The sequence below is a fragment of the Cytobacillus pseudoceanisediminis genome (assembly GCF_023516215.1).
In the GTDB taxonomy this organism is placed as follows: Bacteria; Bacillota; Bacilli; order Bacillales; family Cytobacillaceae; genus Cytobacillus; species Cytobacillus pseudoceanisediminis.
This window is the reverse complement of the sequence record NZ_CP097349.1, coordinates 2,138,155-2,161,556: the sequence shown is the minus strand read 5'-3', so window position 1 is coordinate 2,161,556 and position 23,402 is coordinate 2,138,155. Positions and strand designations below refer to the sequence as shown.

Annotated in this window: 16 protein-coding genes and 4 pseudogenes; all 20 read left to right on the top strand. The window is 42.5% G+C overall.

The genetic code is table 11. From position 1 onward, the window contains the following. Window positions 1-49 precede the first annotated feature (49 nt). Entirely contained in the window at window positions 50-1,585 is a 1,536-nt protein-coding gene (locus M5V91_RS11650) for an ABC transporter ATP-binding protein (RefSeq protein ID WP_251175177.1), read from the top strand. Next, window positions 1,578-2,618, top strand: coding sequence for an ABC transporter permease (locus M5V91_RS11645; RefSeq protein WP_284522164.1), 1,041 nt, complete (start codon window positions 1,578-1,580; stop codon window positions 2,616-2,618). The genes M5V91_RS11650 and M5V91_RS11645 overlap by 8 nt, the downstream gene beginning before the upstream one ends. A 5-nt stretch (window positions 2,619-2,623) precedes the next feature. Next, window positions 2,624-3,583: an ABC transporter permease gene (locus M5V91_RS11640; RefSeq protein WP_009330679.1), complete on the top strand. Its 960-nt coding sequence runs from the start codon at window positions 2,624-2,626 to the stop codon at window positions 3,581-3,583. Between the two features lie 588 nt (window positions 3,584-4,171). Beyond that, a complete protein-coding gene (gene yfmF, locus M5V91_RS11635; protein WP_071156598.1) occupies window positions 4,172-5,452 on the top strand; it encodes an EF-P 5-aminopentanol modification-associated protein YfmF in 1,281 nt (426 codons plus the stop codon). Further along, window positions 5,452-6,739, top strand: a pseudogene (yfmH, locus tag M5V91_RS11630) (EF-P 5-aminopentanol modification-associated protein YfmH). The gene yfmF and the pseudogene yfmH overlap by 1 nt, the downstream one beginning before the upstream one ends. 58 nt (window positions 6,740-6,797) lie before the next feature. Beyond that, a complete protein-coding gene (ymfI, locus tag M5V91_RS11625) occupies window positions 6,798-7,520 on the top strand; it encodes an elongation factor P 5-aminopentanone reductase (RefSeq protein ID WP_019381797.1) in 723 nt (240 codons plus the stop codon). A 117-nt stretch (window positions 7,521-7,637) separates the two neighbouring features. Beyond that, window positions 7,638-7,895, top strand: coding sequence for a DUF3243 domain-containing protein (locus M5V91_RS11620; protein WP_009330675.1), 258 nt, complete (start codon window positions 7,638-7,640; stop codon window positions 7,893-7,895). 233 nt (window positions 7,896-8,128) lie between these two features. Next, window positions 8,129-8,920 (top strand): YmfK family protein, encoded by a 792-nt coding sequence (locus M5V91_RS11615; RefSeq protein ID WP_009330674.1) that lies wholly within the window; start codon window positions 8,129-8,131, stop codon window positions 8,918-8,920. A 21-nt stretch (window positions 8,921-8,941) separates the two neighbouring features. After that, window positions 8,942-9,862 (top strand): helix-turn-helix domain-containing protein, encoded by a 921-nt coding sequence (locus tag M5V91_RS11610; RefSeq protein ID WP_019381798.1) that lies wholly within the window; start codon window positions 8,942-8,944, stop codon window positions 9,860-9,862. 120 nt (window positions 9,863-9,982) lie between these two features. Next, window positions 9,983-10,561 (top strand): CDP-diacylglycerol--glycerol-3-phosphate 3-phosphatidyltransferase, encoded by a 579-nt coding sequence (gene pgsA / locus M5V91_RS11605; protein WP_009330671.1) that lies wholly within the window; start codon window positions 9,983-9,985, stop codon window positions 10,559-10,561. A gap of 27 nt (window positions 10,562-10,588) precedes the next feature. Next, window positions 10,589-11,838, top strand: a pseudogene (locus M5V91_RS11600) (competence/damage-inducible protein A). A 271-nt stretch (window positions 11,839-12,109) separates the two neighbouring features. Then, window positions 12,110-13,150: a recombinase RecA gene (recA, locus tag M5V91_RS11595; RefSeq protein ID WP_009330669.1), complete on the top strand. Its 1,041-nt coding sequence runs from the start codon at window positions 12,110-12,112 to the stop codon at window positions 13,148-13,150. 774 nt (window positions 13,151-13,924) lie between these two features. Next, complete coding sequence (gene rny, locus M5V91_RS11590; protein ID WP_019381799.1) at window positions 13,925-15,487, top strand: ribonuclease Y; 1,563 nt, start codon at window positions 13,925-13,927, stop codon at window positions 15,485-15,487. Window positions 15,488-15,616: 129 nt separating this feature from the next. Continuing rightward, a pseudogene (locus M5V91_RS11585) lies at window positions 15,617-16,413 on the top strand (TIGR00282 family metallophosphoesterase). Window positions 16,414-16,693: 280 nt separating this feature from the next. Continuing rightward, a complete protein-coding gene (gene spoVS, locus M5V91_RS11580) occupies window positions 16,694-16,954 on the top strand; it encodes a stage V sporulation protein SpoVS (protein ID WP_009330666.1) in 261 nt (86 codons plus the stop codon). Between the two features lie 121 nt (window positions 16,955-17,075). Continuing rightward, window positions 17,076-18,031: pseudogene (locus M5V91_RS11575) on the top strand (dipeptidase). A 300-nt stretch (window positions 18,032-18,331) separates the two neighbouring features. Then, entirely contained in the window at window positions 18,332-20,068 is a 1,737-nt protein-coding gene (locus tag M5V91_RS11570; protein ID WP_019381801.1) for a 2-oxoacid:acceptor oxidoreductase subunit alpha, read from the top strand. Further along, window positions 20,069-20,935 carry a 2-oxoacid:ferredoxin oxidoreductase subunit beta gene (locus M5V91_RS11565; RefSeq protein WP_009330663.1) on the top strand — a complete coding sequence of 289 codons (867 nt, stop codon included), beginning with the start codon at window positions 20,069-20,071 and terminating at the stop codon, window positions 20,933-20,935. 459 nt (window positions 20,936-21,394) lie between these two features. Continuing rightward, window positions 21,395-22,945: a tRNA (N6-isopentenyl adenosine(37)-C2)-methylthiotransferase MiaB gene (gene miaB / locus M5V91_RS11560; RefSeq protein WP_180321087.1), complete on the top strand. Its 1,551-nt coding sequence runs from the start codon at window positions 21,395-21,397 to the stop codon at window positions 22,943-22,945. Then, on the top strand, window positions 22,945-23,370 hold the full coding sequence (locus M5V91_RS11555; protein ID WP_009330661.1) for a YlbF/YmcA family competence regulator: 426 nt from the start codon (window positions 22,945-22,947) through the stop codon (window positions 23,368-23,370). Before miaB ends, M5V91_RS11555 begins: the two co-directional genes overlap by 1 nt. Window positions 23,371-23,402 lie beyond the last annotated feature (32 nt).

The following is a 23,402-nucleotide window of genomic DNA, read 5'->3' as shown; positions in this document are numbered from 1 at the left end:
CCTCTTACTACTAATGATTTCCATATATTTTGAGCAAGGAGTGAAACAAATGGATTATGTTATTGAAATGCTCAACATCCGCAAGGAGTTTCCTGGAATCGTAGCAAATGATAATATCACGCTTCAGCTGAAACCAGGTGAAATTCATGCGCTGCTTGGCGAAAATGGTGCGGGCAAATCAACATTAATGAACGTCCTTTTTGGCTTATATCAGCCTGAAAAGGGTGAAATAAAAGTTAAAGGAAAGCCGGTGCGCATCACCGATCCAAATATAGCAAACGACTTGGGCATCGGGATGGTCCACCAGCATTTCATGCTAGTAGACCGTTTCACCGTCACTGAAAATATTATTCTAGGAAAAGAAACGACTAAAGGCGGAAAAATAGATATTAAAAAGGCTGAGAAGGAAGTCAGGGAAATTTCTGAGCGATATGGACTTGCTGTTGACCCGCAGGCGAAAATTTCAGATATTTCTGTAGGAATGCAGCAGAGGGTAGAGATTTTAAAGACCCTTTATCGGGGAGCAGAAATCCTTATTTTTGATGAGCCTACTGCAGTTCTTACTCCACAGGAAATTAAAGAGCTTATTCAGATCATGAAAACCTTAATCCAGGAAGGCAAATCTATTATTTTAATCACCCACAAGCTGAAGGAAATAATGGAAGTTTGTGATCGAGTAACGGTCATCCGCAAAGGGGTCGGCATCGGTACGGTTAATGTCAGCGAGACGAATCCTAATGAACTTGCCAGTCTAATGGTGGGAAGGGAAGTTACTTTTAAAACGGATAAAACAGTATCGAAGCCACAGGAGCAAGTGCTTGAAATTCAGGATTTAAATGTAAAAGATTCCCGGGGGCTTGGCGTGGTTAATAAGCTTAACCTTAATGTACGGGCCGGGGAAATTGTCGGTATTGCCGGTGTAGATGGAAATGGACAGTCTGAGTTAATAGAAGCTATTACAGGTTTGAGGAAGTCTGAAAGCGGTTCAATTAAATTGAATGGCAAAGAAATTATTAATATGTCACCGCGGAAAGTAACGGAGACGGGCGTAGGGCATATCCCTCAGGACCGTCATAAGCATGGACTTGTACTTGATTTTCCAATTGGAGAGAATATGGTTCTGCAAACCTATTACAAAGCTCCATTCTCTAAAAAAGGTGTTCTGAACTTTAAAGAAATCTACAGAAAAGCAACAAAGCTGATTAAAGAATTCGACGTCAGAACCCCAAGTGAATATACACTTGCTAGGGCACTTTCCGGAGGTAACCAGCAGAAAGCCATAATCGGACGTGAAATTGACCGCAATCCAGATCTCCTGATCGCTGCTCAGCCGACACGCGGATTGGATGTCGGAGCAATTGAATACATTCACAAGCGTCTGATTGAACAGCGTGACCAGGGGAAAGCTGTGCTGCTTATTTCATTTGAATTGGATGAAATCATGAATGTCAGCGACCGTATTGCTGTTATTTATGAGGGTGAAATTGTAGCAGTAGTTGACCCGAAACAAACAACTGAACAAGAATTAGGTTTATTGATGGCCGGTTCTAAACGGAAGGAAGCGGGTGGCGAAAACCATGTCTAATCGCATGAAGAATATTGTCGTGCCTCTAGTTGCCGTTCTGCTCGGCGTATTAGTAGGTACAATCATAATGATAGCAACAGGGTATAATGCCGGATCTGCATTTAATGCCCTATGGAACGGTGCTTTTGGAGAAATCTACTACACTGGTGAAGTCGTCAGACAGGTCACACCTTATATTCTTGCCGGTTTGGCAGTTGCATTTGCTTTCCGTACAGGCTTATTTAACATCGGTGTTGAAGGGCAGCTGATCGTCGGATGGCTTGCTGCTGTTTGGGTAGGGGTTGCATTTGAACTTCCAAAGTTCATCCATCTGCCGCTGGCAGTTCTTGCAGCTGCAGCAGCGGGTGCACTATGGGCATTTATTCCGGGATTGCTGAAAGCCAAGTTTAAAGTCCATGAAGTAATTGTCACGATCATGATGAACTATGTGGCATTGCATGTAACCAACTATATAATCCGTACGGTCCTTTCAGACAAAAGTGACCGTACTGAGATGATTGCAGACTCTGCATCACTGCGTTCCCCATTTCTTGAGGGCTTAACTGACTATTCCCGTCTGCACTGGGGAATTTTAATTGCTTTAGCTTGTGTGTTTATAATGTGGTTCCTATTAGAAAAAACATCAAAGGGATACGAATTGCGCTCCGTAGGCTTTAACCAGCATGCATCTGAATATGCAGGCATGAGCGTCAGCAAAAACATTATTCTTTCAATGGTAATCTCAGGAGCATTTGCTGGTCTTGCAGGTGCGATGGAAGCTTTGGGTACATTCGGATACGCAGCCATCAAAGGCGGATTTACCGGAGTAGGGTTTGATGGTATTGCGGTTGCCCTTCTGGGCGGTAACGGTCCAATCGGAATTATTTTTGCAGCATTGCTATTCGGAAGCTTGAAGGTCGGCGCCTTAAACATGCCGCTTGAAGCTGGAGTTCCAAATGAACTGGTGGATATTATCATTGCTCTTATTGTGTTCTTTGTTGCAGCAAGCTATATGATTCGCATCTTTATTGACCGTATCAGCAAAAAGGGGTGAAGTAAGTGGGCTTAATGGAGATCCTATTAATTATTATTCCATCAACATTGCTTTGGGCAGCCCCGCTTATTTTCACTGGTTTGGGCGGAAACTTTTCAGAAAGCTCCGGTGTTGTAAATATTGGTTTAGAAGGCTTGATGGTAATTGGAGCATTCACTGCCATAGTCTTTAACCTTACGTTCGTAGATGTATTTGGCAGCATGACCCCATGGGTAGCATTATTGGCAGCTATGGTTGTAGGAGCACTTTTATCCATCCTGCATGCTGTTGCTTCCATTACGTTTAGAGCAGACCAGGTAGTCTCAGGTGTTGCGATTAACCTTCTGGCAATTGGAGCTGCACTGTTCCTGGTTAAATTCATTTATGGAAAAGGCCAGACGGATATTATTCAAAAAGGGTTCAGCAAGGTGGATATACCATTTTTGAGCGATATACCCGTAATAGGAAAACTGTTTTTCTCAAACACATACTATACTTCATTTGCAGCGATTGCCGTGGCATTTCTTGCCTGGTTTGTGATGTTTAAAACTCCATTCGGGCTAAGGCTGAGAGCGGTTGGTGAACACCCAATGGCTGCAGATACAATGGGTATTAATGTTACCCGAATGAGATACATTGGGGTATTAATCTCCGGTGCCCTAGCAGGAATTGGCGGCGGTGTGTATGCACAATCCATTTCTTCAGATTTCGGCCATGCAACGATCAGCGGCCAGGGCTTTATGGCATTGGCAGCATTGATCTTTGGTAAATGGCATCCGCTTGGTGTTATGGGGGCGGCTCTATTCTTTGGGTTTGCGCAAAGCTTGAGTATCATCGGCTCGAGCCTTCCATTCCTTGAGAATATTCCAAATGTATATCTTCTCATTGCACCATATGTTTTAACGATTCTGGCATTGACTGGTTTCATAGGACGCGCCGATGCTCCAAAAGCATCTGGCACTCCATATATAAAAGGAAAGCGCTAAACAGCAAAGCCTCATTTCATTTAGAAATGGGGCTTTTTTCAGCGCAAATCTTATCCTATTTTAATTTGTGATTCATTGAGGCAAATGTGTTAATATTTTGTTAATTAGATAAGAGATTAGAGGTTTGATTATGCGTTTTTCCTTATATATGGATGATTATGAAACAGAAAAGATTTTTTCCTATTTGCGCTGGCTTTTTTTGCCGCTGCGGCTTTATTGTTTTATTTGCCGGTATCTTCCGGCACTTTAGGATGGAATAGTGAATCGTTTAGTATCTGTATCAGGCGAAGAATACCGGGAAAAACCAGGTGCATTTTGAATGCGGAAAAGTGATGAAAAATCATGATACTAAACTTAAGTCAGTCTTTGTAAGCTAACCCCTAAAAGGGGTTTTTATTTTGTTCTATAACCTTCCAAGACAGCCAATAACTTGAAATAAAGAAATAGGGCAAGGTATAGTAAGAATATGATTTAATACAAAGGATATTATAGAAGATAGCAGCAAAGTGTTTACATATAGGTGTTGATCCCAATTCTTAATACTGACCGTACTTTGGACTCATCAATCTACCGACAGGAGGAAAAGAAATGGCTGTAATCTCTGAATCCGTAAAAGCCATGAATGGCTTTAAGCTTCATGTAGTTAAAACAGAGAAATATAAAACCAATACACTGGTCTGGAAAATGAAAGCTCCGCTTGAAAAGGATACTGTTACATTAAGATCTTTATTGCCGCATGTCCTGCAAAGCAGCAGTTCGTCATACCCTGCAACCGGAAAGCTGCGCTCTTATCTAGATGAATTATATGGTGCAACTCTTTTTGTCGATTTGGCGAAAAAGGGTGAGTATCATGTCATTACCATTTCTGTTGAAATTGCAAATGAGAAGTTTCTTTCAGACCCAACGCCTCTATTGAAAAAAGCGTTCCAATTTTTATCGGAGATCCTGACTAAGCCAAATGTGCAAGGCGGGGCTTTTGACCAGGATACGGTTGAAAAAGAAAAAAGGACGCTGAAACAGCGGATTCAATCCGTTTATGATGATAAAATGCGCTATTCCAATTTTCGGCTGGTACAGGAAATGTGCAAGGATGAGCCATATGCGCTCCATGTGCATGGCGAAAAAGAAGATGTGGATAAAATTACGCCTGAAAGTCTATATGAATATTATCAGCAGGCAATGGCGCAGGATGAACTTGATTTATATGTAATAGGTGATGTGGACGAGGCAGATGCCGAATCCTACGCAAGGGAGCTTTTATCTTTAGAGGAAAGAACCCCGCAGGCAGCGCCGGCATCTGGAGGAAGAATCAGAGAATCTGTTAACGAAGTCAGGGAAGAACAGGATGTGAAGCAGGGGAAACTAAATATCGGCTATCGGACAAAAGTCGTTTACGGTGATTCTGATTATTATGCCCTGCAGGTATTCAATGGAATTTTTGGAGGCTTTTCACACTCAAAATTGTTCTTGAATGTCCGCGAAAAAGCCAGTCTCGCATACTATGTAGCCAGCCGTCTTGAAAGCCATAAAGGCTTAATGATGGTTATGTCGGGGATCGATAATAGTAATTATGACCAGGCAGTTAATATTATTAAAGAACAGCTGGAAGCCATGAAAAACGGGGACTTTACGGAACAGGAAATGGAGCAGACCAAAGCTGTCATAAAAAATCAGCTTTTGGAGACTGTTGATACAGCCCGCGGGATTGTCGAAGTCCTCTATCATAATGTTGTGTCAGGCAAAGAAATTACGCTTCAAACCTGGATGGATGAAATGGATAAGGTAACTAAAGAGGAAATTGCCGAAACAGCTAAGAAGGTCAGTTTGGATACAGTGTATTTCCTGACAGGAAAGGAGGCGGGCAAGTAATGGAAAAAATCACTTTTGACCAGCTTCAGGAAGAGCTGTATTATGAAAACCTTGAAAATGGGCTGGATGTATATGTTTTGCCGAAAAAGGGATTTAACAAGACCTATGCCACGTTTACAACGAAATATGGTTCGATCGACAATCATTTCCTGCCCCCGGGAAAGATGATTTTGTAAATGTTCCTGATGGGATTGCCCATTTTTTGGAGCACAAGCTTTTTGAAAAAGAAGACGGAGATGTATTCCAGCAATTCAGCAAGCAGGGAGCATCAGCCAATGCATTTACTTCTTTTACGAGGACTGCTTATTTATTCTCCAGCACATCGAACGTAGAGTTGAACCTTGAGACGCTGATTGATTTTGTGCAGGACCCTTATTTTACAGAAAAGACTGTTGAAAAAGAGAAAGGCATCATCGGCCAGGAAATCACCATGTATGATGACAATCCTGACTGGCGCTTATATTTTGGACTGATCGAAAATATGTATAAAAACCACCCGGTTAAAATCGATATAGCAGGTACGATCGAGTCCATTTCCCATATTACAAAAGATATGCTGTATGAATGCTATGAAACCTTCTACCACCCAAGCAACATGCTGCTGTTCATCGTTGGACCCGTTGATCCGGATCAGATTATGTCTCAGGTTCGAACGAATCAAAGCAAGAAGGATTATAAAGAGATGCCGGAAATTAAACGCCAATTCGAAGAAGAGCCTGCTGAAGCGGCCGAAAAGAAAAAGGTTCTTGAGATGAATGTTCAGACCTCAAAGTGTCTTGTTGGGATAAAGAGCAGTAATGCAAATCAGTCCGGCAAAGAAATGCTCAAAAATGAACTGAGTCTGAATGTGCTGCTGGATATCTTATTCGGTAAAAGCTCTGAGCACTACAGCTCACTGTATAATGAAGGGTTAATTGATGACACATTCTCCTTTGATTATACACAGGAACAGGGCTTTGGATTTGCCATGGTCGGCGGGGACACAAATGATCCTGACCGTTTAGCTGATACATTGCAAAAGATGCTGCTGGATGCAAGGGAAAAGGGAGCTATTTCACAGGAAACACTTGATCGGACAAAAAGAAGAAAATAGGTGCATTCCTGCGTGCTGTCAATTCACCTGAGTATATAGCCAATCAATTTACCCGGTATGCTTTTAATGAAATGGATTTGTTTGATGTTGTGCCGACGCTTGAAAGCATCACACTTGAGGATGTGGAAAATGCGGCTGGTCATTTGATTAGCGAAGAACGATTTACGGTTTGTCAGGTTGTGCCTAAAAAATAAAAAGCTGTTTCAGCAGAGCGCCATAAAAGGCGCTTTGCTTTTTTCGGGAGTGTATGAAATGAGGAAATTTGCGTTAATAACTGGAGCGAGCGGAGGAATCGGCCAGGAAATCAGCATTAAACTGGCGGAGGAAGGCTATTCGCTCTATTTGCATTACAATCAAAATAAGCGAAGTATAAACAGTCTGCTGGACCGCCTGCAGGCCTTTGATGGAGAATATATTCCAATCCAGGCAGACCTGTCTGTACAAGGCGGCTATAAAAAAATTATACCAAATATCTTTTCGCTTGATGCCATTATCCATAATAGCGGGTCAGCACAATACGGACTTCTGACGGAATTGCCGGAAGCGGAAACTGAGGCGCTGATGAACCTTCATGTGACCTCACCTCTTCTGCTGACCAAAGAGCTTCTGCCAAAACTTATTTCAAAGGGCAGCGGGAATGTCATCGTTATTTCCTCTATATGGGGCCAGACGGGTGCTGCTTGTGAAGTTGCTTACTCGGCAGCAAAGGGCGCCCAAATTGCTTTTGCAAAAGCTTTAAGCAAGGAAGTTGCCCTAAGCGGAGTGAGGGTTAATGCGGTTGCCCCAGGTGCAGTCGAGACAGCTATGCTGAATGATTTTACTGAAGAGGAGCTGGATGCCGTAAAAAGCGATATTCCTATGGGCAGGCTTGCCTTGCCTGCTGACATTGCCAACTCCGTTTCCTTCCTTCTTTCAGAAAGGGCCTCGTATATTACCGGACAGGTCTTGGCTGTAAATGGCGGCTGGTATACGTAACTGCCTATCGTTCATTGAAGTTTCACATATTTTTTGTTCATGTGTATTAGTGCATGCATATTTTATTCAGCCCCTAAGCACAATATAATTGTACAACATTTAAAGGAGGCAATAATTATGTCTGTACTAGATAACTGGCAGCAGTGGAAAGACTTCCTTGGAGATCGTCTTCATCAGGGACAGAACCAGGGAATGAATAAGGAAACTGTAAATGACCTTGCTTACCAAATCGGCGATTATTTAGCCAAGCAAGTGGAGCCGAAGAATGACCAGGAAAAAATCCTGGCTGATCTTTGGTCTGTAGCAAGCCCGGATGAGCAGCATGCCATTGCAAATATGATGGTAAAGCTTGTTCAAAACGACGGCTCTCAATAAGAATTTAATGTAAATCAGCGAAAAGAGAGGAAATCCTCTCTTTTCGTTTTCCCCAAAAAGAATTTCCTCCACAGCCAGACGGGTTTTTCCTTTCATATTGGTAAAAAATCATATATTATAGAATCTAGATGAAAATTCAGGGTAGGTTTAATAAAAATTTACATTAATAAAAGATATACATATACATATAAAATGCGCAATGAGCCGCGCATCATGCAGGAGGAGGTTTTCCGGTGGAGAAAACAGAATGGTATTTGGAATATGAAATCCAAAAGAATCGTCCCGGCTTGCTTGGTGACATTTCTTCCCTGCTGGGTATGCTTTCCATTAATATCGTTACCATCAATGGTGTGGATGAAGGCCGAAGAGGATTGCTGATTCTGGCTAAAGACCACGAACAGATTGAACGCTTAAAATCGATTTTAAATACTATGGATACAATTAAAGTGATTAAGCTCCGGGAGCCTAAACTTAGAGACCGTCTTGCTGTGCGCCATGGAAGATACATTCAAAGGGATGCCGACGACAAGAAAACGTTCAGGTTCGTCAGGGACGAGCTTGGTTTATTAGTCGACTTCATGGCGGAATTATTTAAACAGGAAGGGCACAAGCTTATAGGGATCAGGGGAATGCCAAGGGTTGGAAAAACTGAATCCATTGTGGCCTCAAGTGTTTGTGCCAACAAACGATGGCTATTTGTTTCATCCACTCTGCTAAAGCAGACGATACGCAACCAGCTGATCGAGGATGAATATAATGAAAACAATTTGTTCATAATAGACGGAATTGTCTCAACCCGACGTGCAAATGAACGTCACTGGCAGCTTGTGCGGGAAATTATGCGCCTTCCTGCAGTAAAGGTAGTAGAGCATCCGGATATCTTTGTGCAAAACACTGAATACTCCCTTAATGATTTCGATTATATTATTGAGCTCCGACACGATCCTGAGGAAGAGATTACTTATGATGTAGTAGAGAAAAACAGTATGTTCTCTGAATCTGATTTTGGAGGCTTTGATTTTTAGTAAGTTGGAAGGTGTTGTAAATTGACAGAACTAGGAAATCGTTTAAAAGAAGCGCGGCTGGCTAAGGATATGAGCCTTGACGATCTGCAAAAGGTCACAAAAATACAAAAGCGCTATTTGATGGGTATTGAAGAGGGCGATTATAGCATGATGCCCGGGAAGTTTTATGTCAGGGCATTTATAAAGCAGTATGCTGAAGCGGTGGGAATTGAGCCTGAAGAAATTTTCGAGCAGTATAAAAATGACATTCCGGCACAGATGAATGATGATATTCCGGAAAAGCTATCCCGTGTTCAATCCAGAAAAGATCTTTCTGGCAGGACTTCAAAGGTATTCGATATTCTCCCAAAGGTACTTATTGGTGTCTTTATAATTGGTCTCATCGCAGTCCTTTATAATTTCCTGGGTGCCAAAGATCAGGCGGATAATGAAGAGCAGCCATCTGATCGGACAGATGGGCAGACGGTCATAGAAGAGTCTGAAAACCTTTCAGATAGTAAAAAAGATGAAAATGATAAAGATGAATCAGCAGGAGAGAAAGAAGAATCTGCTGACAAAGACTCTGCTGAGGAAACTGCCGAGGACCAAGAAGCCGAGGAAGCGCCAAAGCAGGAGGTTGCTGTGGTGCAATCCAGCGGAAATGGAACGGTTTATGAATTGAAAAATGCGGACAAGTTTGAACTGGAAGTTGTGTCTACAGGAGAAACTTGGGTGAATATCAAAAACGGCAAAGGAAATTCCTTCTACCAGGGAATGCTGACAGCTGATGGCACGAAAAGCCAGAAGGTAGACTTTTCAAAGGAAACGGAAGCTTCTATTGTAGTCGGAAATTCGACTCAAACTGAAATCTATGTAAACGGCGAAAAAATTGAGTATAAGGTGCCGCCTTCACAATCCGTCAAGCAGGATATAACCATTAAGTACGCGCCGAAGACCGAATAGTCATCTTCTTTAGATGACTATTTTCGCTTTTTATGTAAAAATTATCATTAAAAGGTTTGCAGCGAATGTCTAACACCTTTTTCTGCAAGAAGCTTCATTTACTATACTTGGAGGTAAAACATGAATCTGCCAAATAAAATTACAGTGTCACGTATCATGATGATACCCGTATTTCTGCTCGTAATGCTTGTTCCTTTTTCGTGGGGAAATATAGAATTCCTTGGAGCGGAAATGCCGGTAACCCACCTGATTGGAGCTCTTATCTTTATCATTGCTTCAGTTACCGATTGGGTTGATGGCTATTTTGCCCGCAAATACAATCTGGTTACAAATTTAGGTAAGTTTCTTGATCCGCTTGCAGACAAGCTCCTTGTCTCTGCAGCATTGATTGTCCTTGTTGATCTTGAGCTGGCTCCATCCTGGATTGTGATTATTATCATTAGCCGTGAATTTGCCGTAACAGGTTTAAGGCTTGTTCTGGCGGGGGAAGGAGAAGTAGTCGCAGCGAATCAGCTAGGCAAAATCAAAACTTGGGCTCAAATTGTGGCCATTTCTTCACTGCTTTTACATAATATTATTTTTGAAATGGTTTCAATTCCGTTTGATCTGATTGCCCTTTGGGTTGCGATGTTCTTTACCATCTGGTCCGGCTGGGACTATTTTGCAAAAAACAAGCAGGCCTTCATTAACTCAAAATAATTTTTTTAGCCAGAAAGGGGCTTTTGAATGAATGCAGAAATTATAGCTGTCGGGTCTGAGCTTTTACTTGGACAAATCGTTAATACAAATGCCCGCTTTCTTTCCCGGCAGCTTGCTGAACTGGGCATTAATGTTTTTTACCATTCAGTGGTTGGCGATAACCCTGAGCGCCTGAAGTCTGTGATCAAAATTGCGGAAGATCGATCAGATCTGATCGTTTTCACTGGGGGCTGGGGCCGACAAAGGATGATTTGACGAAAGAAACGATTGCCCGCCATCTAGGCAAAGAGCTTGTCATGGATGAGCAGGCGCTTGAATCCATACAGATGTATTTTAAACGGACCAACAGAGAGATGACTGAGAATAATAAAAAACAGGCACTTGTACTTGAGGATGCACAAGTACTTCCTAACGAGCATGGAATGGCTCCTGGAATGATTTCCGATAATGGCGGGCATGTTTTTATGCTACTTCCGGGACCTCCAAATGAAATGGAGCCTATGTTCCTGAAACATGCTTTTCCGGCCCTGCAATCCAAGCTGGGCACAGATGATGTGATTGTTTCCCGGGTATTGCACTTTTTCGGGATTGGAGAAGCCATGCTTGAAACTGAGATTGAAGATATTATCGATGCGCAGAGTAATCCAACAATTGCTCCGCTTGCCTCTGACGGAGAAGTCACGCTAAGGCTTACGGCAAAGCATAGCCAGCCTAACACGGCAATGATGCTGATGGATGAAACTGAAGCTAAAATCCTCGGCCGTGTCGGCGATTTCTTCTATGGCTACGATGACACTTCCTTGATGCATGAGCTCACCAAGCTGATCAAGGAAAACAATATGACTATTTCCGCTGCTGAGAGTTTAACAGGCGGCATGTTTCAGCAGGAGTTTACATCCATTCCGGGAGCAGGCGGACTTCTAAAAGGCGGAGTGGTTTGCTATACAAACGAAGTTAAGGCTGAGGTTTTAAAAGTTCGCAAAGAAACGATTGATAACTACGGGGTCGTCAGTGCTCAGTGTGCAGCAGAGCTTGCTGAGAATGTCGCCAGTCTGACTAACTCAGATATCGGAATCAGCTTCACAGGTGTTGCTGGTCCTGACGAACTGGAAGGCAACCCGGTGGGAACCGTATATATAGGCATCTGGATAAAAGGTAAGCCTGTCCAGACTGAAAAGCTGAACCTTGGGGGAACCAGGGCGGCAAACCGTGTCCGTACGGTAAAATATGGCTGCCATTTTCTTATAAAAGCATTAAAAGAATGTCAGAGCGCCTGAAAAGCGTTCTGATTTTTTAATAGCCTGAAAAATAGACAGAATTCTTATCGAAATGCCATTTCTTCTATTGATTCACATCTGAAAATTACATTTTCCACAGCATGAATTGATATTTTCGGGCAAAATGTCCTGGTGAAAAAAATCGAATGGATGTTCGACTTTTTGCTCGACAAATGCATTGAAAAGGTTTATAGTAGAGTTAGGTTTTGAGATGAGACAAAACGAATCTAATCAAAAGATAGATTCGTCTATATAAAAGGAGGAACTATTAGTGAGTGATCGTCAAGCAGCTCTTGAAATGGCGTTAAAACAAATAGAAAAGCAATTTGGTAAAGGTTCTATTATGAAGCTTGGTGAACAGACTGACCGGAAAATTTCCACTGCACCAAGCGGATCCCTTGCCCTTGATGCAGCTCTTGGGGTAGGGGGCTATCCAAGAGGACGCATTATTGAAATTTATGGACCTGAGAGCTCAGGTAAAACAACTGTAGCCCTGCATGCAATTGCAGAGGTTCAGGCAAGCGGCGGACAAGCTGCTTTTATCGATGCTGAACATGCTCTAGACCCTGTTTATGCACAAAATCTTGGTGTGAATATTGATGAGCTTTTACTTTCCCAGCCGGATACAGGAGAGCAGGCGCTTGAAATTGCAGAAGCACTTGTTCGAAGCGGAGCTGTTGATATTCTGGTAATTGACTCTGTTGCAGCCCTTGTGCCAAAGGCTGAAATTGAAGGGGAAATGGGTGATTCCCATGTTGGTTTGCAGGCCCGCCTTATGTCCCAGGCACTTCGTAAACTATCAGGCGCAATCAACAAATCTAAAACCATTGCGATTTTCATTAACCAGATCCGTGAAAAAGTCGGAGTTATGTTCGGAAACCCTGAAACCACTCCTGGCGGACGCGCTTTGAAATTCTACTCTTCTGTCCGTCTTGAAGTGCGCCGTGCAGAAACTCTTAAGCAGGGCAATGAAATGGTTGGTAATAAGACAAAGATCAAAGTTGTCAAAAACAAAGTCGCTCCTCCGTTCAGAGTGGCGGAAGTAGATATCATGTACGGTGAAGGAATCTCTAAGGAAGGCGAAATCATCGATCTTGGCTCTGAACTGGATATTGTCCAAAAGAGCGGCTCATGGTACTCATACAATGAAGAGCGCCTTGGCCAAGGCCGTGAAAACGCCAAAGTATTCCTAAAAGAAAACCCTGAAATCCGCCTCACTATCCAAAAACAAATCCGTGAACACTATGGACTTGATGGAGATAAAGTAATCAGCGGAGACGAAGAGCAGGAAGAATTCGAGCTGATCGATTAATACAAAGCAAAAGCAAAGCCCGGGCGGCTTTGCTTTTCTTATAGGTATGAAATTATGTAAACGGGAAGGTTACATGTGGATTTGAGCTCATGGTACGACAGTTCATCAGTAGTATTGAAAATATCCTTTGAAATATCGGTTTAAGGGTTTTGATAACTAAAATTACTTAATTAGTACATGCTGATTGTAGTGGAAGGCGCGAGATCCTCGAAAATGCTAACGCATTTTCTTCGTGCGGTGTTTAACAGAGGAGCTTACTCAATGTCCTGCGGGAGTGCGGTAAACGGGAGACCCCGTTGGCGCGAATGCGCTGAGGAGGCTCCCGGACCGCCCTCGGCCGCTGAGTGACTGCATCAGAAATCAACACCCATATTCAACGGACGCTAAACAAAATCTTAATTGTAACCAGTTGTAATCTTAAGACATAAAAAAATGAATTGACTAAATGATCAAAAGTGTTCAAACCAATCGAAATATTAAGAAAAGCCTATAGGACAAACCCTTGACAATGAAATTCCACAGCTTTACAATTAAAAATGTATATTTTACATTTTATATGTAAAGAAATTCTTACTGAGTTAGACTTTGTCTTTCTCCAGGCTCCATTGGCTATTCATACGTTAATATTATGCCAGCCCTCAAATGGATGCCCAGTGCTTTATTGAGATTGAAACGTTTAAAAGCCTTAGTGCTGTATGTTGAATTGGACAATGTACATGCCGACACTTTAAAAAACGTAACACAAACAAGTTCATAGCAAGAGGAGGTGAAATGATGGATCTAGTAACAGCAATCATCTCCATTTTGCTTGGCCTAATCGTCGGTGCTATTGTTGGCTATTTTGTTCGCAAATCTATTGCCGAAGCAAAAATTGCAGGAGCTAAAGATGCTGCTGAGCAGATTTTGGAAGACGCAAAGCGAGAAGCTGAGGCTACGAAGAAAGAAGCCCTGCTTGAAGCGAAAGATGAAATTCACAAGCTTCGCACAGATGCGGAAAGTGAAATTCGTGATCGAAGAAATGAACTGCAAAAACAAGAAAATCGCTTAATGCAAAAAGAAGAGAACCTTGATCGCAAAGATGAAACGTTAGATAAACGTGAAGCGCTTTTAGAAAAGAGGGACGATTCTCTTAGCAAAAGACAACAGCATATTGAAGAGATGGAAAGCAAAGTGGACGAGATGATTAAAGAGCAGCAAGCTGAGCTGGAACGCATCTCAGGCTTGACTCGTGAAGAGGCAAAGTCCATCATTTTAGAGCGCACGGAGCAGGAAGTGGCTCACGATGTCGCTATTATGGTAAAAGAGAGCGAGACTAGAGCGAAAGAGGACGCAGATAAGAAAGCGAAGGAAATCTTGTCACTGGCTATCCAAAGATGTGCAGCTGATCATGTAGCAGAAACTACAGTATCAGTTGTCAACCTGCCAAATGATGAGATGAAAGGGCGCATTATTGGCCGTGAAGGCCGTAATATCCGTACTCTTGAAACTCTGACTGGAATTGATCTCATAATCGATGATACGCCGGAAGCGGTTATTTTATCCGGTTTTGATCCGATTCGCCGTGAGACTGCACGCTTAGCTTTAGACAAACTGGTTCAGGACGGACGCATCCATCCAGCTCGGATTGAGGAGATGGTTGATAAGGCCCGCCGTGAAGTGGATGAACACATCCGCGAAATTGGTGAACAAACTACTTTCGAAGTTGGTGTTCACGGTCTGCATCCAGATTTAATCAAAATTCTTGGCCGTTTAAAATTCCGTACAAGCTACGGTCAGAATGTGTTAAAGCATTCAATGGAAGTGGCTCAGCTTTCAGGTTTGCTGGCGGCCGAATTAGGACAGGACGAAACATTGGCACGCCGTGCTGGATTGCTTCATGATATTGGAAAAGCAATCGACCATGAGGTGGAAGGAAGCCATGTTGAAATCGGTGTGGAACTTGCCACTAAGTATAAGGAGCATCCTGTTGTCATCAACAGTATTGCTTCCCACCATGGTGACACAGAGCCTACTTCGATCATTGCCGTGCTTGTCGCTGCAGCTGATGCTTTATCAGCAGCAAGACCTGGAGCAAGAAGAGAGACTCTTGAAAATTATATTCGACGTCTGGAAAAGCTTGAAGAGATTTCAGAATCCTATGATGGCGTTGAAAAATCATTTGCCATTCAGGCAGGACGGGAAATTCGCATTATGGTTAAGCCTGAACAAATTGATGACCTTGAATCTCATCGTTTGGCAAGGGATATCCGTAAGAAGATTGAAGAGGAACTTGATTACCCGGGCCACATCAAGGTCACGGTTATCCGTGAAACGAGGGCCGTTGAATATGCAAAATAAAGCGATGCACATGCATCGCTTTATTTCTTTTTCGGGGTGTGCTTTATATTGATGCAGGAAACTGTGTTAAACTAATAAAAAAGACTGGAAAAGCATACATATATCTTTAAAAGCAGAAAGGGATATGACATGAATATATTGTTTGTCGGAGATGTAGTGGGATCCCAGGGGCGTGATATGATCACTGAATATGTACCGAAGCTAAAAGAAAAATACCGCCCGCATATCACGATTATTAATGGGGAAAATGCAGCAGGGGGAAAGGGAATAACAGAAAAGATATACCGGGGATTTCTGGAGGCCGGTGCTCAGGCGGTAACGCTCGGTAATCATACATGGGATAACCGGGAGATTTTTGAATTCATTGACCGCGCTAAATACATGGTCCGTCCGGCCAATTTTCCTTCAAATAATCCTGGCAAAGGCATGGTGTTTTTAAAATTCAATACAGAGGAAGTAGCGGTTATCAGCCTTCAGGGCAGGACTTTTATGAATACAAGTGATTGTCCTTTCCAAAAGGCGGATGAACTGATAAAGGAAGCCCGTGAAAGGACTCCGTTCATTTTTGTTGATTTTCATGCGGAAGCAACAAGTGAAAAACAGGCAATGGGCTGGTATTTGGATGGAAAAGTATCAGCAGTAGTAGGTACGCATACGCACGTGCAGACAGCCGATAACCGTGTTTTGCCTGGCGGGACAGCTTTTATGTCTGATGTAGGAATGACAGGCCCTTATGACGGTATCCTTGGTGTTGAAAAAGAAGCTGTGATCAAAAGGTTTTTGACTGGATTACCGGTTCGATTTGAGGTTCCGAAAGAAGGCAGGACCCAATTAAGTGCAGCATTCATTGAGCTGAACCCAAAAACGGGGCTCGCAAAAAAATTGACCGGATCTTAATTAACGATGACCATCCTTTTTACACATAAACAGATAAAAAACTGCATTCGGATGTCCGAATGCAGTTTTTAGTTTTTTTAATGAAAATCAGCCTGAAACCCTGCTTTTTTTGTCCAAGCCGGAATATGTGAATTCCAAGCTGAATATAGTAGCAATGGAATGATATATAGACCTGGTGCTAAATTCCATCAAAGCAGTATGACATGAACGGAAAGTAATTGCCTCTCTGAAGGCATTCGGCCTTTGCAGAAGGCGAATCAGCGCTTTGAGCAATGCATACAGGAGGGGTAAAACGAGGAGGAGCTAGGAATGGAAATATTAAAAGTTTCAGCAAAATCTAATCCTAATTCTGTAGCTGGTGCGCTTGCTGGAGTTCTTCGCGAAAGAGGAAATGCAGAAATCCAGGCAATTGGTGCGGGTGCATTGAACCAGGCTGTTAAGGCAGTAGCGATCGCAAGAGGATTCGTAGCGCCTAGCGGAGTGGATTTAATTTGTATCCCTGCATTCACGGATATTCTGATTGACGGCGAAGAGCGGACTGCCATTAAGCTGATTGTGGAGCCGCGTTAGCCAAAAGCTTCAGAATGGGAAATCATCCATTGTCATATGCATAAGTCAGCAAAATATAAATTCGTGAAAAAATATTAAAACCTGTTTGCATCATAGGCAAACAGGTTCTTTTTTTAATAAGATGAAGCTATACAGAAAAAGGGAGGAAGACAGCGTGAAAATATTTGATGCACATTGTGATGTCCTATATAAAATGTTTTTGAACAGAGAGGTTGATTTTAAAAATTCAGGAAGTCTTCAGGTAAACATGGAAGGTCTGCAGGCCTCCCGTTTCAAAGTTCAGTGCTTTGCCATATATGTTCCTGAATCTGTACATCCGGAAATGAAGTTCAACGCGGCCCTATATATGGCCGATCTGTTTTACGACAAAGTGCTTAAGCCCAGCCCTCAATTAAAGCTCATTAGAAGCTGCCGGGACATCGACCTGCTGCAGGATGATGAAATAGGGGCAGTGCTGACACTGGAGGGATGTGATGCAGTTGGCTGCGATCTGCTGAAATTAAAGACGCTTCTCAGGCTGGGGGTGTCTTCAGTGGGATTGACCTGGAATTATGCAAACTGTGCTGCTGATGGAGTGCTTGAAGAAAGGGGGCAGGGCTTTCCTCGTTTGGCAAACAAGTGGTTTATGAATTAAATGCCAGCAAAGCATGGTGCGATGTATCCCATCTCTCTGAACGCGGGTTCTGGGATGTGATAGAATGGGCGGATTATCCTTTTGCCTCTCACTCGAACTGCTATTCGCTGTGCCCAAATCCCCGCAATTTATCAAACGAACAGATTGAAGCCCTGATTGACCGGGACAGTGTTATGGGCATTACATTTGTGACGGAGTTTTTATCAGGAAAACAATCAGCCACAATTACTGATATCCTAAGACATCTTGAACATGTTTGTTCACTTGGAGGAGAAAATCATGTTGGATTTGGTTCGGATTTTGACGGCACCGATGGAAGAGTTACAGGTTTGGAAGATGCAAGAAAATACGACAGCCTGATAAATGAACTAATAAAATATTATTCTGATATACAAGCTGAAAATTTTCTATTTCGGAATTTTTATAGCAGATTTCCAAGGTGAAAATGGTGAAAAAACTGTATATCAAGGGTTGTTAGAGACCTATTGAATCCAAAATAGAATGATCTTTTTAGTATTTTTCAAAAAATAAAAAAATATTCATCTTTTAGCCAATAAATATTCAGAAAGGGTTGCTTTTTTAGACGCATAGGTCTAGAATTGAAAGCGTTTAGTACCCATCCATCTTCCAAAAATATAGCCTTAAAGGCATGTTGAATGACCGGTTTGACTGGACAAGTACTACACTTATATTAAATAAACGTTTTTACATAATTTCTTAACGTATCTAAAGGGGTGTAAGACATGATCAATCAACTTTCATGGAAAGTTGGAGGACAGCAAGGGGAAGGTATTGAAAGTACCGGGGAGATTTTTTCCATTGCGCTAAATCGTTTAGGCTACTACCTGTACGGTTACCGCCACTTTTCATCACGTATTAAGGGCGGGCACACGAACAACAAGATTCGCGTCAGCACGTCACAAATTCGTTCTATTTCGGACGATTTAGATATTCTGGTAGCTTTTGACCAGGAAACAATCGATTTAAACTACAAAGAACTACACGATAAAGGGATCATGATTGCAGATGCAAAGTTTGATCCTAAACAGCCAGAAGATACGAATGCAGCTTTGTTTGCAGTCCCTTTTACAGAGATTGCTACAGAGCTTGGAACATCCCTGATGAAAAACATGGTTGCTGTTGGTGCAACATGTGCGGTTCTAAATTTAGATATTAAAGTATTTGAAGAAGTAGTTCAAGAGATTTTTGGGCGAAAAGGACAGCAGGTTGTCGATAAGAACATGGAAGCCATTCAGGCTGGCTTTGATTTCATGAAAGAAAAGCTTAGTGATGATGTGGAATTAATGGAGCTTGAAAAAGCTGACGGGCTGAAGCGTTTATTCATGATCGGAAACGATGCAATCGCTCTTGGTGCGCTGGCAGGCGGATGCCGCTTCATGGCCGCTTACCCAATAACACCTGCATCCGAAATCATGGAATATCTGATTAAAAAGCTTCCGGCACTTGGCGGATCTGTCATCCAGACAGAAGATGAAATTGCCGCAGTTACTATGGCAATAGGTGCAAACTACGCAGGTGTCCGCTCACTTACAGCATCTGCTGGTCCGGGACTTTCCCTTAAAATGGAAGCGATAGGCCTTTCAGGGATTACTGAAACACCGCTTGTTATCGTTGATACGCAGCGTGGCGGCCCTTCTACAGGACTTCCGACAAAGCAGGAGCAATCTGACTTAATGGCAATGATTTACGGAACTCATGGCGAAATTCCAAAAATCGTGCTTGCTCCAAGTACGGTACAGGAAGCATTCTATGATACGGCTGAAGCTTTCAACCTTGCGGAAGAATATCAGTGCCCGGTTATTGTTCTCTCAGATTTGCAGCTTTCCCTTGGAAAGCAGACAGTGGAGCCGCTTGATTTCAGCAAAGTGGAAATCCGCCGTGGAAAGCTTGTTACAGAAGATCTTCCTGAAATTGAAAACAAAGGCTACTTCAAGCGCTTTGAGGTTACAGAAGATGGAGTTTCACCTCGCGTAATCCCAGGTATGAAGAACGGAATTCACCATGTGACAGGTGTGGAACATGATGAAACTGGAAAACCTTCAGAATCAGCTGCAAACCGGAATGCGCAAATGGATAAGCGTTTCCGCAAGATTGAAAATATTAAATTCAATACACCTGTTCACAAGCATGCTCCTCATGAAGAAGCAGACTTGCTGATTGTCGGCTTCAACTCAACACGCGGTGCAATTGAGGAGTCAATGAGCAGACTGGAACAGGACGGTATTAAAGTGAACCATGCACAAGTTCGCCTGATTCATCCTTTCCCAACTGATGAGTTATTGCCGCTTGTGAAATCAGCTAAGAAAATCGCTGTAGTTGAAAACAACGCTACAGGACAATTAGCGAACATCATGAAGATGAACGTCGGACATGCTGAGAAAGTACATAAGCTATTAAAGTACGACGGAAATCCATTCTTGCCGCATGAAATTCACACAAAATGCAAGGAGTTGTTCTAAATGGCCACATTTAAAGATTTTCGTAATAATGTAAAACCAAACTGGTGCCCAGGTTGTGGAGACTTCTCCGTGCAGGCTGCGATTCAGCGTGCGGCAGCAAATGTTGGTTTAGAGCCTGAGAACTTAGCTGTTGTATCAGGCATCGGATGTTCCGGACGTATTTCCGGCTATATCAATTCTTACGGTTTCCACGGCATTCATGGGCGTTCACTTCCAATCGCCCAGGGTGTGAAAATGGCAAACCGCGATTTAACAGTTATCGCATCCGGTGGTGACGGAGATGGATTCGCGATCGGTATGGGCCATACGATCCATGCGATCCGCCGTAATGTGAACATCACTTATATCGTCATGGATAACCAAATCTATGGTTTAACAAAAGGACAGACTTCACCGCGTTCTGCGGCTGGCTTCAAAACTAAGTCCACTCCTCAAGGTTCTATTGAGCAGGCGATTTCTCCAATGGAAATGGCATTAACTGCTGGTGCGACTTTCGTGGCACAAAGCTTCTCAACTGACCTTAAAGATCTGACTGCGTTAATCGAAGCTGGCATTAAGCATGATGGCTTCTCTTTAATTAATGTGTTCAGCCCATGTGTTACATACAATAAAGTAAACACATATGACTGGTTTAAAGAAAATCTGACAAAGCTTAGCGATGTGGAAGGCTATGATAATTCAAGCCGTGAAATGGCCATGCAGACTCTTATGAAGCACAGCGGCCTTGTAACTGGATTAATCTATCAGGACACAGAGCGGAAGTCTTATCAGGAATTGCTTTCAGGTTACTCTGAAACTCCTTTATCACAAGCAGATCTTGAACTAGATCAAGCTCACTTTGATAAACTTGCAGCTGAATTTATGTAATGGAAAGAAGCTCGGGGCTCCCGGGCTTCTTTTTTGAGGCAGATACGGCTATTGTGAATTTGGCGAATAATATGTAAAAACTGGGGATATGAAAGCAGGATTGAAGTAGCAATCAGAAAAATAGGGAAAGTTTAGAGTAATCCGGGATAAAAATCTGCAAAATGGGGAAAGCATTCCACCAGAGACGAAGCTTAGGGAGATTGAATATAATGTGACACTTATCACACACAAAATGTTAATTTTAGTCTAGTATTAGTGGTTGTGAAGGGTTAAAACTTTACCAGAACGTACATACAAGTAATAGCTGCTGATAAGAGGCTGAGTGCGGTTTTCTATTGTTTTAACTATAAGAAAGCCTTATACTATAATAATGTGCACATATATAAAATGCACACCAATAATAGCTGAAAAATGAGTTTAAATGATAGATGCTGCTCAGGAGAAAGAGAAAGGGGATACATGATGAACGAAAAACAGCGTTTAGAAAGCCAGCAAGTGCAAACAGCAAATCCTTCGGACAAAAAATCCGTCAAGGATTACAGCAAATACTTTGAAACTGTTTATACTGCACCTTCCTTAAAGGAAGCGAAAAAACGCGGTAAAGAAGAAGTGAAATATCATAAAGACTTTAACATTCCAGAAGAATTTCATGGAATGGGGAATGGCCGCAAATTCTATATCCGCACTTACGGCTGCCAGATGAATGAGCATGATACCGAAGTTATGGCTGGTATTTTCCTTGGTCTTGGCTATGAGCATACAGAATCAGTGGAAGATGCAAATGTCATTTTGCTTAATACATGTGCCATCCGTGAAAATGCGGAGAATAAAGTATTTGGCGAACTTGGCCATCTTAAACATTTAAAAAAGGAAAATCCCGATCTTCTAATTGGTGTCTGCGGATGTATGTCACAGGAAGAATCTGTTGTTAACAAGATTCTTAAAACATATAACCAGGTAGATATGATATTTGGAACACACAACATCCACCGTCTTCCTAACATTCTTCAAGAAGCGTATATGTCGAAGGAAATGGTTATAGAAGTATGGTCTAAGGAAGGGGATGTTATTGAAAACCTTCCAAAAGTGCGCCGCGGCAATATTAAAGCATGGGTCAACATTATGTATGGCTGTGATAAGTTCTGTACGTACTGCATCGTACCTTATACACGAGGAAAAGAGCGGAGCAGACGTCCTGAGGATATCATTCAGGAAGTGCGCCAGTTAGCGGCACAGGGCTACCAGGAAATTACCCTGCTTGGGCAAAACGTAAACGCGTATGGAAAAGACTTTGAGGATATGAATTACGGTCTTGGCGATTTAATGGATGAAATGCGCAAAATAGACATTCCGCGAGTCCGCTTTACAACAAGTCATCCGCGCGACTTTGATGATCATCTGATTGAAGTGCTGGCCAAAGGCGGCAATCTGGTAGAGCATATTCACCTTCCAGTTCAATCGGGTTCAACAGATGTACTGAAAATCATGGCCCGTAAATATACAAGGGAACAATACTTGGAACTTGTTCGCAAGATTAAAGCGGCTATTCCAGAGGCTACTTTCACAACTGATATCATCGTCGGCTATCCTAATGAGACAGAAGAGCAATTCGAAGAAACAATATCCCTGTATCGGGAGGTAGGCTTTGAAGCTGCTTATACATTCATTTACTCACCTCGTGAAGGCACACCAGCGGCCAAAATGGTGGATAATGTGCCAATGGAAGTGAAGAAAGAACGTCTTCAGCGCCTGAATGCAGTTGTTAATGAATTATCGGCAGAAGCAATGAAAAAATATAAAGGCCAGACTGTCGAAGTTCTTGTGGAAGGGGAAAGCAAGAACAATCCTGAAATTCTTGCAGGGTACACAAGAAAGAACAAGCTGGTAAACTTTAAGGGACCGAAAACAGCGATCGGCAAAATTGTGAATGTCAAAGTAACTGATGCGAAGACTTGGTCCCTAAACGGAGAAATGGTAGAAGAACTAGACGCGGTTGAGGTGAAGCAGTAATGGCTAAATACACAAAAGATGAGATTGTAGAACGTGCTAAGGAATTGGCACGCATGATTGCAGAGACAGAAGAAGTGGATTTCTTCAAGCGTGCTGAAGCACAGATTAATGAAAACGATAAGGTTAGTGCTACCATTACAACAATCAAAGGCTTGCAAAAGCAGGCTGTGAATCTTCAGCACTATGGTAAAGCTGAAGCATTAAAGAAAACGGAAGAAAAAATTGCCCAATTGGAACAGCAGCTGGATGAAATCCCGGTTGTTCAGGAATTCAAGCAATCCCAGGTGGATGTTAATGAATTGCTGCAGATTGTGGCTAATACGATTTCCAACACTGTAACAGACGAAGTCATTACTTCTACAGGCGGAAATCTCCTGAGCGGCGAAACAGGATCAAAAATCAGCAACAGCAGCTGTACACATTAATAAACAGATAGTGAAACACCCTGCACCAATTG

Coding starts and splice junctions, on each gene's coding strand:
- M5V91_RS11650 (WP_251175177.1), top strand. CDS start 50: ATGGATTATGTTATTGAAATGCTCAACATCCGCAAGGAGTTTCCTGGA.
- M5V91_RS11645 (WP_284522164.1), top strand. CDS start 1,578: ATGTCTAATCGCATGAAGAATATTGTCGTGCCTCTAGTTGCCGTTCTG.
- yfmF (WP_071156598.1), top strand. CDS start 4,172: ATGGCTGTAATCTCTGAATCCGTAAAAGCCATGAATGGCTTTAAGCTT.
- ymfI (WP_019381797.1), top strand. CDS start 6,798: ATGAGGAAATTTGCGTTAATAACTGGAGCGAGCGGAGGAATCGGCCAG.
- M5V91_RS11620 (WP_009330675.1), top strand. CDS start 7,638: ATGTCTGTACTAGATAACTGGCAGCAGTGGAAAGACTTCCTTGGAGAT.
- pgsA (WP_009330671.1), top strand. CDS start 9,983: ATGAATCTGCCAAATAAAATTACAGTGTCACGTATCATGATGATACCC.
- rny (WP_019381799.1), top strand. CDS start 13,925: ATGGATCTAGTAACAGCAATCATCTCCATTTTGCTTGGCCTAATCGTC.
- spoVS (WP_009330666.1), top strand. CDS start 16,694: ATGGAAATATTAAAAGTTTCAGCAAAATCTAATCCTAATTCTGTAGCT.
- M5V91_RS11570 (WP_019381801.1), top strand. CDS start 18,332: ATGATCAATCAACTTTCATGGAAAGTTGGAGGACAGCAAGGGGAAGGT.
- M5V91_RS11565 (WP_009330663.1), top strand. CDS start 20,069: ATGGCCACATTTAAAGATTTTCGTAATAATGTAAAACCAAACTGGTGC.
- miaB (WP_180321087.1), top strand. CDS start 21,395: ATGATGAACGAAAAACAGCGTTTAGAAAGCCAGCAAGTGCAAACAGCA.
- M5V91_RS11555 (WP_009330661.1), top strand. CDS start 22,945: ATGGCTAAATACACAAAAGATGAGATTGTAGAACGTGCTAAGGAATTG.